Origin of the sequence: Spirillospora sp. NPDC048819 (genome assembly GCF_040650055.1) — a bacterium.
GTDB lineage: Bacteria > Actinomycetota > Actinomycetes > Streptosporangiales > Streptosporangiaceae > Spirillospora.
Map to the genome: position 1 here is coordinate 1 of NZ_JBEZGN010000048.1, position 12,062 is coordinate 12,062.

The following is a 12,062-nucleotide window of genomic DNA, read 5'->3' on the forward strand; positions in this document are numbered from 1 at the left end:
ACGATCGTCGCTCCGATGTCGATCCTGACCAGCGCCCTGGGGCTGCTCGTCGCGGTGGCGCTTCGCGGCGGACTCGGCGTGGAGGCCATCGTGGTGACGTTCTCCTACTACACCAACGCGACACGGATCATGTTCGAGTTCAACCAGATCTACCGGCGGCTGGAAAGCACGCTCACCGAGAGCGCGCAGTTCACCGAACTGCTCGCGATGCCGCCGACCGTCGTGGACCCGCCCGACCCACAGCCGTTGCGCCCCGTCGACGCCGCGGTCCGATTCGAGCGCGTCCTCTTCGCGCACGGCGACGGCCCACCCCTGTTCGAAAAACTGGACCTGGAGATTCCCAGCGGCACCAAGATCGGCCTGGTGGGCCGGTCCGGTGGCGGCAAGACCACCCTCACCCGGCTGCTGCTGCGCCTCATGGACGTCGACGGCGGCCGGATCCTCATCGGCGGCCAGGACATCGCGCAGCTGCGCCAAAGCGACCTGCGCAACCTGATCGCCTACGTCCCGCAGGAACCCGCGATGTTCCACCGATCCGTCCACGACAACATCGCCTTCGCCCGGCCCGGCGCCACCGAGACCGAGATCCGCCAAGCCGCGCGGGCGGCACACGTCACCGAGTTCGTCGAAAGCCTCCCGGACGGGTTCGACACGCTCGTCGGCGAGCGAGGCGTCAAACTCTCCGGCGGCCAGCGGCAGCGCGTCGCCCTCGCCCGCGCCATCCTCCGAGATGCCCCGATCCTGCTACTGGACGAGGCGACCAGCGCACTGGACTCCGAAAGCGAACTCCTCGTCCAACAGGCCCTGTGGCACCTCATGCGCGACCGCACCGCACTGGTCGTCGCCCACCGTCTGAGCACCGTCGTCCGCATGGACCGCCTAGTCGTTCTCGACCGCGGCCGCATCCTCGAAGAGGGCACCCACCGGGAACTCCTCCAGTCCAAAGGCCCCTATGCCCGGCTCTGGAATCACCAGTCCGGCGGCTTCCTCACCGAACAAGCCACCCCGGACACCGCGAGCGCCGGCCAGCGTGACCGCAACTCCCAACCCGCAACCGGCTGACCCAACCCGCCGCCAGCGGCCACACTGATGAACCCGTCATCGCCAACGACGATCGAAAGCGCAGGCCCATCCCTCGGCGGACGCCAGAAGCTTCGAGTCCGATGACCGATCTCCAGCCCACCCCCTGGCCACCCGGATCGCGGCATTTGCGGGCGATGATGCTTCGGCAGATGGCCGGGAGCGGGCCGTTGTAGAGCTTGACGGGTACGGGGACCCGGCGGGTGAGCTCGGGCCGCAGGGAAGGGCGATCCGCCGGGGAAGGACGATCCGCAAAGGGAACCGTTCCGGGGCGACCGGTCGAGTACCGGGTGACAGCCACCCGAAAGGATCCCTATGAACGGACGGGGCATATGTTGACCGCGCCTTCCGGGACGGAACCCGACGTCCCTCCCGGCCCGGTCTCCGACGCCGTGGTCCTGCAGGAGTCGCTCCAGCGGCCTGACAGCTTCGCGGCCCTCTTCGACCGGCACGGCGACGAGATCCACCGCTACGTCGCCCGCCGCCTGGGCTCTGGCATGGCCGAGGACGTCGTCGCGGAGACGTTCCTGACCGCCTTCCGCAAACGCGGGCAGTACGACTTCGCACGTCCGGACGCGCGTCCGTGGCTCTACGGAATCGCCACGTACGCCCTGCGCGAGCACCGCCGCGCCGAGGTCCGCCGCAACCGCGCCCTGGCCCGTGCGGCGCCGGACCGTCCGCAGGAGCCGTTCGACGAGCGCAGCGCCGCCCGGGTGGCGGCGCATCGGCTCCGGCCCGAACTCGCCGCGGCGCTCACCCGGCTCTCGGCCGCCGACCGCGACCTGCTCCTGCTCATCGCCTGGGCGGAGCTGACCTACGACGAGGCGGCCCAGGCCCTCGGCGTCCCCATCGGAACGATCAGGTCCCGCCTGCACCGGATCCGCAAGAAGATCCGCCGCGCCCTCGGCGGCGTCAACCCCCTTGAGGAGAACGCGACATGACCACCGAAGAGATCACCCTTTTCCGTGAGGGCCGCCCGGACGTCGCCGAATACGACCCCGTGGCCAAGGCCCGCCTGCGGGTCCGTCTGCTCGGCGAGGCGCCCGCCCCCGCCGCCCGGCCGTGGCCCGGCCACCGGCGCCTCCTTCTGGCCGGCGCCCTTGCCGCGGCGGTGGCCGCCGCCGGTGTCGTCGTCGGCGTCCACGGTGACCAGGATTCCGAACCCCTCGCCCTGCGCCCGCTCGGCGGCCCTCAGGACCTGGCCCACAACGCCGCCCTGGTCGCGGCGAGCAAGCCCGTCCCGGAGATCGGCAAGACGCAGTGGGCCTATCTGAAAACGGTCTACGCCGAAACCCAGGAAGGCGGCGGACGACCTGTCTTCGGCACCCCGAAGAAGACCCTGACCCGGGAACTGTGGCGCCGGACCGACGGCAAGCGGTTCGCCGTCGTCCAGGACGGCCGGCTGCGCGTCGCCGAGGGTTCGAAGTACGACCCGACCTATCCGGAACTGCTCTCCCTGCCCACCGACCCCAAAGCGGTACTCGCCACGGTCTACAAGACGATCGACGCGGAGTACACCCGCCGGCTCGCCGAGTGGAGCAAGCCGATCCCCGACGACCTGCCGGAGCGGACGCGCGAAAAGCACGCACGGATGAAGAAGAGGAAGCCGGAACCGCCGACGACCGAGGAGCGCAACTCCCGGGCGTTCGAGCTCATCACCCTCTCGATGCGCGACGCCGTCCTTCCCCCGAAGATCGAGGCGGCGCTGTACGGTGCCGCCGCCGCGATCCCCGGCGTCCGGTACGAACCCAAGGCCGCCGACCTCGGGCATCGCCGCGGCGTCACGCTCTACCGCGTCGAGAACGGCTATCTGCGCCGTGAGATCATCGTCGACCCGAAAACCTACGCCTACCTGGGTTTCCGCGCCATCGTCGTCAAGGACCACCGCGAACCCGGCCTGCTGCCCGTGAAGCAGGGCCAGATCACCGGCTGGGGCGCCCTGATGACCGCGTCCTTCGTCCCAAAGCCGGGCAGCCGCGGCTGACACCAGACGCCACCCCGCCCGGCCGACGAGCCTGCCCGTCGGCCGGGCGAGTTCCCCCTGGACGACGCACCTCCGCCAGCCGTGATCGGGTGTCGCCATGCCCGGCCCCGCCAGGGCCTCGCCCCATTCAGCTCCGACGCGGCTTCCAGATCACCCACACGGCCGGGAACCAATTCGCTTAGACCACCGAAATGGTTCCGTCGGCCTGATCCGCGGGTGTCGGCCGCAACGCACACCCGAGCCACACATCCACGCTCAAATCGCTATCAGCACGCCCACGACCTGCGGCAGAGCCGCACCGTATGCGGCATGTGCGGACGTTAGATCGTCGGCTGTGGCGGCGTCTTGGAAGATGGCGGGTCACCAGCCGTGCCCGTCCTGGTGTGCCCGCTGGCCTCCAACGTGGAAGTCGGCGATGGTCCTGGCCGTTGGTGGAGCGCGGGCAGATGGATCGTCGGTGAGGCGAGGCGTTCAGCGCAGTTCGACATCGATGAGGTGTGCGGTGAGCATCTGCACGAGAGTGTCGAGGGTGACCGCCGGCGCGTGTCGGTGCCGGTCGTGTCCGGCGGCGAGGTGTTGGCGGGCCACCGCCGAGTTGTGCCAGAGCAGTCGGAAGGGAGCCGCAGCGCCCCACGTCCCGCTCAGGCAGTCGTCGAGAGCGCCGAGGTTCCAGCCGAAGTAGCCTCCCGGGCCGTTGATCGCCTCACCGATGGCGCAGTAGAAGCCCTCGATGTCGGCGACGAAGCGGCCGTCGAGGTGAAAGACGGTTCCGGCCGGCTGGTCGGGGCTGCGGCGGTGATGGGCCAGTGCCACGCCGGCCCACTCGTGCCGCAGCTTCCGGTCATAGCGCGCCCACCGGTTGAGGGTGGTGGGCCGACCGGTGAACCACAGGTCCAGAATGCCGCGGGTTCCGGCTGGGCGTGGTTCACGTGCGTCGCTGGCGATGGTGACGTCCAGGAGGCCGGTGTCGAGCCGGGACGGGACGCTCGACAGGACCGTGCCGGACACGGCACCGGCGACCACCACGGAGCCGTCGGCGGCGACGGCTCCCACGTCCGCAGATACCCGGCGGCGGCGCAGGCCGGCCTTGGTCGTCTGGTGCGCCGCGGCGGCTCGGCCCGGCAGCCGACCAGGGTGATGCGCGGTACCGGCGGCCCGGCGGGTTCACGAAAGAGGCCGGTGATGTCGGCGCAGACACCGCATGGAGCCCCGTCCGGACCGCTCAGCACGAATCCGGTGACGCCATCGGGACGGGCGACTCCGTCGGTGCGGTCGTCCACATCGACCAGGCCCTCCAGGTTGATGTCGACGTGCTCCGGGGAGGTCTGCGACGGCCGGTGATCCAGGACGGTCACGTCCAGCAACTGCTCGCCGATCCAGCCGCGGCGCGCCGCAGGATCGTCGGGCCTCGCCGACAACCAGAGGTTGCCCAGCCACGCCCGTTCGGGCTCTGCCGTCCTGGACGCCCTGTCGTAGAGCATCGAGGCGAGTGCGCCGTCCGGCGCGCAGCCCAGAAGGGTGAAGCGTTCCCGTGGCCGAGGCGGCAGATCGACGAACAACCCGTCGATGTCGGCGCACAACGCCACGGCATCCTCGCCGGGATACTGCGGTGTGCCGGTGTGTCCGACGAGCAGCCAACGCGGCGGAAACCGCCGATCCCAGGCCCACCGCCGATCCCAGGCCCACCGCCGATCCCACGGATCGTCGGCTCGGCCCAGACGATCGGTCATCACCCTCCCGACCGTACCGGCGACCAAGAATCGCCTCCCATGCACACGGACCATCGCAGACGGCAGGCCTCTCGGCCGTTGACAGCCGCCGTGCACGCCGGACCACCACCGCCCCACAAGCCAGAAACACCCACTCGTTGCCCCACCCAGCCAGTGCCCAGGGGCTGCATCGAGCGCCCGCCCGGCGGCAGAAGAGGATGTTGCCAGGTGCCGTTAGGCCCTTTCGCGGTGTGATTTCGTCGCTGCCGGACTCTGCGGCGACATGGACACCACTGCTGCCACCGTCGGCGGGATCATCGCCACTGGAACCGGGCATCGACGGCATCCCACCCGACTGGCTCGACTTCCGCGAACCCTTCCCAGGAGGCGTGAGACAGCGTCCAGCAGATTGGCGTCTCTGATTCCACATAGGGATCAAGCTCTTCAGCGGCACCATCTCGGGGTGAGCCGTCAGGTGGAATACTCGCCGTCCCAGGGCGGGCAGAATCCAAGGCGGTCGGGATAGAGCTCGGCCCAGTCGTCTTCGTCCTCATTCTCGCCGTGCTGCTCGATGACAAGGCCGAAGAGCACGTCATCTACGGTCAGCTGGAATGGGCGGATCCCGATGTCCTGGTACTTGCGTTGGGACAGGGCGTTGAGAAGCTCGGCCATGCGCGCTTCGGCGCGGGCGAGGACCGAGTCTGCCCTGCCGCGGTGTTGTTGCTGTTCACGCCATGTTCCAGCGCACCAGATGTCGGAGTCGACGTGGTGGCCGTCGAAGTCGAACCGGTGGAGTACGACGTAGAGGCGTTTGGCGTCTTCCCAGCCCTCGCCGCGGCGCAGTCCTTCTGGGGAGGCGTAGGTGATCGAAGCGAGGAACTGGCCGTCTTCGTATCGGCCGATCATGTCGGTCCGGTAGTCCGGCTCGTAGGCGATGGGGATGATCTCGGGGACTGCCATGGCGGAACCCTAGTTGGAGATCAGCGAACCAGATCCTGAAGACTGCCCCCGGCCGGCGCCGGTGGAACCGTAAATCGGCCCAGGTCGTTCCGATCGCGGCGATGTGGTCTTCGGCGGCTCATGACGCCTCACAGCCAGGCGTCGCCGGCCGCTGAGCGAATGGCTGAGCGACGATCCAGAAGTGTATCCTGCGGGTTACCCCCGCCTCCGGTTCAGCAGATCGGCGAAGACTTGCGCCTGACTTAGTGACCTGGGGTCACAGTCTTCAGGGCGAAGCGCCTGTTCAATAGACCTGTTAGGCGTGACTTGTGTCCGGTGCCTGGACCTTGATCGCCAGCCGGAAGGCGGGTCTACGGGGTGGAGCCCGTGGACGTACCGCCTTTTCGGCCTGCCTACGGACCTACCGATCTTCCTTCACTGCGGGCTATTTTCCAAGATAACTCGCTGTTTGTCGCTCGCCGGAGGGCGAAGGAGGCTCCACCCTCCGATTCCCTCAGCACCCGTGGGCATCAGCGGCGGGCCAGCCCCGCGTCCGATTGTCCAGGCACCGGCACAAGAGGAGATCGCCCTTGGCCCCACAAGATCCGAGCATGGGCGTGGTCATCGCCGTCATAGTCATCGCACTGGGGCTCTTCACGCTCATCGGTTTCATCGTGCACCGCGCTCTCACCACACCGGCCTTACGGCCCGTAGCGGTACTCGCGGCCTCCGCCGCCGTCCTGACAGCGGTCGGCAGCGTCATCGCCGTTCTCCCGATCATCATCCGCGCCCTCAACGGCGGCTAGATGGCCAAGGAGGTCTCACACCAGGGAGGACGCGGACGCGGCCCTGCGGACGCGTCCTCCCTCCGGCGCGGATTCTGGTTTGCGCTCGATTCCGAGCAGCGAGCCGCGCTTGGCGAGGCGGCACGCCCACGCTCCTACGCTCCCCGTGCACCCTTGGTGTGCCAGGGCGATGAGTCCGACCACGTGATCATCATCGAGGACGGCTGGGCCAAGGTGACCGCGACCACCGAAGACGGTCATGACGTCGTCCTGGCCGTTCGTGGACCCGGCGACCTCATCGCCGAAAGCGCGGTGCTGGGCAGCCGGACCCGTTCGGCGACAGTCACGGCACTCTCCCCGCTCCGCGCCCTGATACTTCCCGCAGCCCGGTTCACTACTTTCTTGGATTCCCACCCGGAAGCATGGCGACTGGTCAGCGGGACCTTCGTCCAACGACTCGATGAAGCCGACCGGCGCCTAGAGGCACACCTGACCAGCACAGGGACCCAACGCCTGGCACTGCTGCTCGTCGACCTGGCTGAGGAATCAGCCCTGCGCAGCCCGCCAGGCGCAGACGGCAGCATCGATATCGCCCCACCGCTGTCCCAGACGGAGATCGGCAGTTGGGTCGATGCCTCCCGCGAAACCATCGCGCGAGGCTTGGCCCTCCTACGCCGCAGAGGCCTGATCCGCACCGGCTGGCGGAAGATCACCGTAATTGATCGCCATGCGCTACGGGCCTTCGCCCAAGGCATTCCGACCGCGAGTCACCACGACGATCACTAAGGCCACCTGCCGATTTCTGCGTCCCTCGAAACCCACGAGGCAAGTACCGCGGCCCACTGTGCTCTTCGGCACAGCGGGCCGCACCTACCGCCACAAGCCTGATGGGTGCCTGGCTCACCACCGGTGACACCCAGGGACGGGCCGACCGTTCGCTGGGGAGTCCTGGGCGGCGTCGCTAGTCGACCGGAGTCACCGGGAGCTTGTCCGTCGTGCTGTGCACGCCGGCCTCGACCCAGGTCTCGGCGAGTTCGGGACTGGCCATGTACGCCTCGGCTTTCCGCATGTCGGTGAACTCGAAGAGGACGAACACCTCGTGCGGATCGAGGTCGTTATGCAGGACCTGGGCCGAGACGCACGAGGCTTCGGCGCGCAGTTCGACGTTCTGGTGGCAGGCGGTCTTCCAGCGGTCGAAGGCGTCGAACCGCTGGCGTATGAGCAGGTGGGGCATGGAACGTCCTGAGAGCGGGAGCGTAGTACGGCTGGTCAGTCCGGGGCGTCGGGAGCATGTGCGGTTGTGAGGGCGGCTTGGTCGAGGACTTGGCAGGCCCAGTAGAGAAGGTCCTTTCCGGCGCGTGCGGCTGCCTGTTCCCAGCGTTGCTGTCGTTCCGGGGCGACCTGCATCTTCAGGACGAGGGGGATCTGCGCTGCGACGCCTGGACGGTGGCCTGGGCGCGCAGGCTGGTGCGCAGGCGGAGTACCGGCCATTGCTCCTGTTCGGCGCGGTCGAGCCATCGTTCTTGCTCGTGGTCGCTGAGTGCGGCGACTTCGGCGTGGTGCTGGAGGGTGAGGGTGTCGCGTCGGCGGGAAACCGGGAAGCGGCGGGCGATCCAGGCATAGTTACGCAGAGTCTTCTCGCCTTCGGTCATCTATGCCCTCCGGTCCGGTCATCGGGAGCGGGCCCGCCCTGGCGAGGTCTCTCGCCAGGGCGGGCCCATGTCTTCGCGCCCGCGAACTCGGCCGCCATGTTGCGGTCGTCGGTTCAGGCGGCGCGGCCGGCTGTGAGCGTGGTCGCGGTCTGGGTGAGGCGGCGGGCCTGGTAGCGGGCGCCTTCCAGCACGGTCTCGTCCGGCTCCCCGTTGCCGCCGACGTGGGAGACGCCGTAGGGGTTGCCGAGCTGGAGCTGTATGTCGTCGGTGTAACCAGGTGGGACGATCGCCGCCCCAGTGGTAGAAGATGTTGTGCAGGGACAGCAGGGTGCTCTCGTGGCCGCCGTGCGCGGTGCCTGCCGAGCCGAAGGCGCCGTACACCTTGTCGGCCAGCAGGCCCTTCCTCCAGACGGGTCCGGTGATGTCGATGAACTGCTTGAGCTGGCTGGCCATGGCGCCGTAGCGGGTGGGGGTGCCCAGCAGGACGGCGTCGGCCCAGAGCAGATCGTCCACGGTCGCCTCGGGGACGTGGGCGGTACGTTCGGTGTGCGCGGCCCAGGCGGGGTTGGCGGCGATGGCCTTGGCCGGGGCCAGTTCGGCGACCTTGCGCAGCCGTACGTCGGCGCCGGCCTTCTCCGCGCCTTCGGCCGCGGCGACGGCAAGGGCGTGCACGTTGCCGGTGGCGCTGTAGTAGACGATCGCGACGTTGGTCATTGCATGGACTTCCTCTCTTGTGTCCGCGCGTCAGCGGTTGCGTGGTCATGGCGTACTGGGGATCGGATCAGGAGGACTGCGAGGCTGAAGACGGCCAAGACGACCGCGGTACCGAGGGCCAGGCGGATCCCCTCGAACCGGTAGCCGGTCATAGACCAGGTGAGGGTGGCCAGTGCGGGGCCGAGGGCGACGCCGAGCTGGCGGGCCAGGCTGGTGGACGCGCCGGTGGTGCCCATCAGATGCTGCGGGGACAGGCTCATGGCCATGGTCTGATTGGGCCCGGCGAACAGCCCGGCGCCCACGCCCACCACGGCCAGCGGGCCGACCAGTTCGGCCGGACCCCACCCGGGCCCGAACCCGGCGATCTCGAACACGGCGAGGCCGGCGAACAGGACGCAAAGCCCTCGGACAGCGGTCCGCCCCGCCCCCCACCGGTCGGACAACACCCCTCCCGCCAGCCCCGCGACCATGATTCCGATCGGCAGGGCCAGCATGGTCAGCCCGGTCGCGCTGGGTGAGGCGCCGCCACGCAGCAGGTGAAACGGGATGAGGAACTGGACGGCCATCACCGCCGCCATCTCGGCCAGCAGCGCGAGATGGACACCGCGCATGCCCGGCACGGCGATCAGCTCACGGACCGGCCGTCCGGTCGGCAGCCGCCACCAGGCCAGCACGAACGGCACGGCCACCGGGGCCAGGAGCAGCCAGGCGGGGCCGTCGGAGGCTCCCAGCGAGAGCGCCAGCATGACCACGATCGCGGCGGCACCGAGCAGGCCCGCCTCGGCGGCCCACGCCAGGCTCGGTGGACGCAGCCGTCCTCCACGGCTCAGCTGCGGCCAGGCGATCGCGATCACCAGCGTGCCGACCAGGACGTTCAGGTAGAAGATCCAGGGCCAGCCGAACGACTCGACGATCAGCCCACCCAGCCCGGGCCCGGCCACGCCGCCCAGCGGCCCGAGTGTCATCACCACCGCCATCGCCCGCCCGCGCGCCTCGGGCCGAACCGCGATCGTGGTCAGGACGGGGACGATCGCGAACAGAATGCCACCGAACGCACCCTGCGCGGCCCGCATGGCCAGCAGCCAGCCGATACCGGGCGCGAGCCCTGCCGCGATGCTGGCCACGGCGAACCCGGTGACCGCGAAGACCAGTGCCTCGCGGCGGCCGACCCGATCCAGCCATCGGCCGCTGGGCAGGCTGAGCGCGATCAGCGGCAGCACGTAGGCGAGCACCACCCATTCGGTAAGGCTCGGGCTGGTGCCGAAGTCGTGCTCGATAGTGGGGAGTGCGACGTTGACGACGGTCACGTCCAGTTGCGCCATGAACACCGCCAGGCCGCTGGCGGCGACCAGCCACCAACGGTCAGGCGGGCGGGCACCGTCCCTGCGCATCCGCTTCCCCCCGAGAAACTTGTCAGCGTGTCAACTTGGTAAAGTAGACATCACGACAACTTTCCGCAAGGGGCCGCATGACGAGGGCTATCGGAGATCCACAGAACGCGCGGAGCCGCCGAACGCGGGACGCGGTGCTGGCCGCCGCCCGGAACATCCTGGAAAGCGACGGTTTCGAGGCGCTGACCATGGCGTCGGTGGCTGCTCGAGCCGGGATCTCACGTCAGGCCGTCTACCTGCACTTCCGCTCCCGAACCGAACTGGTGACCGCCCTGTACAGGTACATGGGCACCCGTGAGGGCCTGGACGAATCCCTCAGCCCTGTACGGAACGCCCCCGACGCGGTCACCGCGCTCCGCGAGTGGGCACGGCACCTGGCGGTCTTCCATCCGCGGCTGATGGCGATCGACCGCGCGATCGACCGCGTTCGCCACTCCGACGCCGACGCGGCCCGCTACCGGGAGACCATCGACGCCGGACAGTTGGCCGGCTGCCGTGCTCTGGCCCAGCGGCTGGCGGACGAGGGGCGCATGGCAGACCCCTGGACGGTCGACACCGCCACCGACATGCTGTGGGCCCTGATCGCCACCGACCTGTTCGAACGCCTGCTCGCCCGCGGCTGGTCCACCGCGGTCATCACCCAGCACCTCCAAGCGATGTTCGAAGGCACCTTCGTACGGCCAGAAAATCCCGTTCAAGACCGATGAAGCATTGGGAGGTTGCCAACCCAAAAATTCGAAGGTGAAGGGACTGGTTTGGGGTGGTTTGGTGTGAGTGGGCTGGTTGATGTTGGGTGCTGGCGACCCAAGATCGTCTGCCGGGAGGGTGCTTGCTGTTGCGAGCACGGCGGCCGGCGCAGGCGGACGTAGCGTCCGGACGCGACCGGGCGGTGTTCCCCGGTGGCTCGTCCAGCCCCATGCTGGTCGGGGCGCAGGGGGTGGGCGGCGGTGGTTATCCGGGTGCCGGGGGCGGCGGGGTCTGGGCGCCACCGCTCACCCGACCGCGTCGTGGGTGACCCAGGCGGCCCGGAACCTGGTCATGGACCTCGAGGACGCCGGCAGCGCGTGATTGTTGAAGCCGCTACACCGCAGCGTGCCGCTCTTGATGCCCGTGAAGACGAGGGCATCGTCACCTTTCTTGGTGTACTTGGTCAGGTGCGCGACCAGGTGGGGGACGATCGCGTCGGGAATCGCGACCGTGCGCAGTCCCGCCCGGGACTTGGTCGGCCCGAGGATCATCTGTCCGTTCGCCCGCTCGATGTAAGCCCCGCGGACCCGGACCGTGCGGTTGACGATGTCGATGTCACAGCATTTGGGGACAAGCACCCGCCGCGCCACCTCGGCTTCCCCGAGGCCGCCCCATCGTGGGAGACGGCCTCGTCCGGTGATGGCGGCGGGGAAACCAGACCACCATCACCAGGCCCTTTTGATCACCCGGACGGCCCGCACGCTGCCGCTCCAACACGAGCGCCTCACACAGCGTCAACGACGGACTCGCCCCGATCACGTTCGAGCGTCAGATGGCAGAAGCGCGGAGAGCATCAACAGCCCAGTTCTCAGGGCCGAAGTGGCATACGTCCCGTGGACACGTAGGCGGACTCCAGGACCCCCCGTCCCGCCCAAAGTGGACACCCTCGGCAGCACCCCGCTCTGCTCCTGTAGTGGGCTGCGGATCGTGGTTGCCAACGGCCACTTCCCGGTCCACTGTAACGATCATCTTGGCCAAGAACGCCGCCGCGTTCGCGCGCGGCGCTAGGCCACTACAACCTGACCGTGTGATTGGCTTTCTCCTTCCAGAGGAACCACACC

The 12,062-nt window shown here is 68.9% G+C and carries 13 protein-coding genes; 6 read left to right on the top strand and 7 right to left on the bottom strand.

All coding sequences use genetic code 11. The features are described from left to right. From AB0C35_RS40440 to AB0C35_RS40450, 3 genes are all read left to right on the top strand, one after another. Positions 1 to 1,062 (top strand): ATP-binding cassette domain-containing protein (locus AB0C35_RS40440; RefSeq protein ID WP_358467978.1); only part of this gene is annotated, 1,062 nt, incomplete at its 5' end. A 350-nt stretch (positions 1,063 to 1,412) separates the two neighbouring features. Continuing rightward, positions 1,413 to 2,021, top strand: a complete 609-nt coding sequence (locus AB0C35_RS40445) for an RNA polymerase sigma factor (protein WP_358467981.1) — start codon at positions 1,413 to 1,415, stop codon at positions 2,019 to 2,021. After that, entirely contained in the window at positions 2,018 to 3,064 is a 1,047-nt protein-coding gene (locus AB0C35_RS40450; protein ID WP_358467984.1) for a CU044_5270 family protein, read from the top strand. The genes AB0C35_RS40445 and AB0C35_RS40450 overlap by 4 nt, the downstream gene beginning before the upstream one ends. Positions 3,065 to 3,535: 471 nt before the next feature. Here the strand turns inward: AB0C35_RS40450 and AB0C35_RS40455 are convergent, their stop codons facing one another. After that, positions 3,536 to 4,117: a barstar family protein gene (locus tag AB0C35_RS40455; protein WP_358467987.1), complete on the bottom strand. Its 582-nt coding sequence runs from the start codon at positions 4,115 to 4,117 to the stop codon at positions 3,536 to 3,538. Between the two features lie 1,127 nt (positions 4,118 to 5,244). Continuing rightward, complete coding sequence (locus AB0C35_RS40460) at positions 5,245 to 5,733, bottom strand: hypothetical protein (RefSeq protein ID WP_358467990.1); 489 nt, start codon at positions 5,731 to 5,733, stop codon at positions 5,245 to 5,247. A 590-nt stretch (positions 5,734 to 6,323) separates the two neighbouring features. On the opposite strand from AB0C35_RS40460, the gene AB0C35_RS40465 reads away from it, so the two are divergent. Then, a complete protein-coding gene (locus AB0C35_RS40465) occupies positions 6,324 to 6,518 on the top strand; it encodes a hypothetical protein (protein WP_358467992.1) in 195 nt (64 codons plus the stop codon). Next, positions 6,519 to 7,283 (top strand): Crp/Fnr family transcriptional regulator, encoded by a 765-nt coding sequence (locus AB0C35_RS40470; RefSeq protein WP_358467995.1) that lies wholly within the window; start codon positions 6,519 to 6,521, stop codon positions 7,281 to 7,283. Positions 7,284 to 7,458: 175 nt separating this feature from the next. Here AB0C35_RS40470 and AB0C35_RS40475 read toward each other — a convergent pair whose 3' ends face one another. The 4 genes from AB0C35_RS40475 to AB0C35_RS40490 form a co-directional block, all read right to left on the bottom strand. After that, entirely contained in the window at positions 7,459 to 7,731 is a 273-nt protein-coding gene (locus AB0C35_RS40475; protein WP_358467998.1) for an antibiotic biosynthesis monooxygenase, read from the bottom strand. A 175-nt stretch (positions 7,732 to 7,906) separates the two neighbouring features. Then, entirely contained in the window at positions 7,907 to 8,149 is a 243-nt protein-coding gene (locus AB0C35_RS40480; RefSeq protein WP_358468001.1) for a hypothetical protein, read from the bottom strand. A gap of 18 nt (positions 8,150 to 8,167) precedes the next feature. Further along, positions 8,168 to 8,863, bottom strand: a complete 696-nt coding sequence (locus AB0C35_RS40485) for an NAD(P)H-dependent oxidoreductase (RefSeq protein ID WP_358468004.1) — start codon at positions 8,861 to 8,863, stop codon at positions 8,168 to 8,170. Further along, entirely contained in the window at positions 8,860 to 10,254 is a 1,395-nt protein-coding gene (locus tag AB0C35_RS40490; RefSeq protein WP_358468006.1) for an MFS transporter, read from the bottom strand. The genes AB0C35_RS40485 and AB0C35_RS40490 overlap by 4 nt, the downstream gene beginning before the upstream one ends. 77 nt (positions 10,255 to 10,331) lie before the next feature. On the opposite strand from AB0C35_RS40490, the gene AB0C35_RS40495 reads away from it, so the two are divergent. Continuing rightward, a complete protein-coding gene (locus AB0C35_RS40495) occupies positions 10,332 to 10,961 on the top strand; it encodes a helix-turn-helix domain-containing protein (protein ID WP_358468009.1) in 630 nt (209 codons plus the stop codon). A gap of 285 nt (positions 10,962 to 11,246) precedes the next feature. Here the strand turns inward: AB0C35_RS40495 and AB0C35_RS40500 are convergent, their stop codons facing one another. Then, positions 11,247 to 11,579 (bottom strand): hypothetical protein, encoded by a 333-nt coding sequence (locus tag AB0C35_RS40500; protein ID WP_358468012.1) that lies wholly within the window; start codon positions 11,577 to 11,579, stop codon positions 11,247 to 11,249. Positions 11,580 to 12,062: the final 483 nt, after the last annotated feature.

Excerpts from the sequence above, each read along its gene's own strand:
- AB0C35_RS40445 (WP_358467981.1), top strand. The coding sequence starts at position 1,413 with ATGTTGACCGCGCCTTCCGGGACGGAACCCGACGTCCCTCCCGGCCCG.
- AB0C35_RS40450 (WP_358467984.1), top strand. The coding sequence starts at position 2,018 with ATGACCACCGAAGAGATCACCCTTTTCCGTGAGGGCCGCCCGGACGTC.
- AB0C35_RS40460 (WP_358467990.1), bottom strand. The coding sequence starts at position 5,733 with ATGGCAGTCCCCGAGATCATCCCCATCGCCTACGAGCCGGACTACCGG.
- AB0C35_RS40465 (WP_358467992.1), top strand. The coding sequence starts at position 6,324 with ATGGGCGTGGTCATCGCCGTCATAGTCATCGCACTGGGGCTCTTCACG.
- AB0C35_RS40470 (WP_358467995.1), top strand. The coding sequence starts at position 6,519 with ATGGCCAAGGAGGTCTCACACCAGGGAGGACGCGGACGCGGCCCTGCG.
- AB0C35_RS40475 (WP_358467998.1), bottom strand. The coding sequence starts at position 7,731 with ATGCCCCACCTGCTCATACGCCAGCGGTTCGACGCCTTCGACCGCTGG.
- AB0C35_RS40480 (WP_358468001.1), bottom strand. The coding sequence starts at position 8,149 with ATGACCGAAGGCGAGAAGACTCTGCGTAACTATGCCTGGATCGCCCGC.
- AB0C35_RS40485 (WP_358468004.1), bottom strand. The coding sequence starts at position 8,863 with ATGACCAACGTCGCGATCGTCTACTACAGCGCCACCGGCAACGTGCAC.
- AB0C35_RS40490 (WP_358468006.1), bottom strand. The coding sequence starts at position 10,254 with ATGCGCAGGGACGGTGCCCGCCCGCCTGACCGTTGGTGGCTGGTCGCC.
- AB0C35_RS40495 (WP_358468009.1), top strand. The coding sequence starts at position 10,332 with ATGACGAGGGCTATCGGAGATCCACAGAACGCGCGGAGCCGCCGAACG.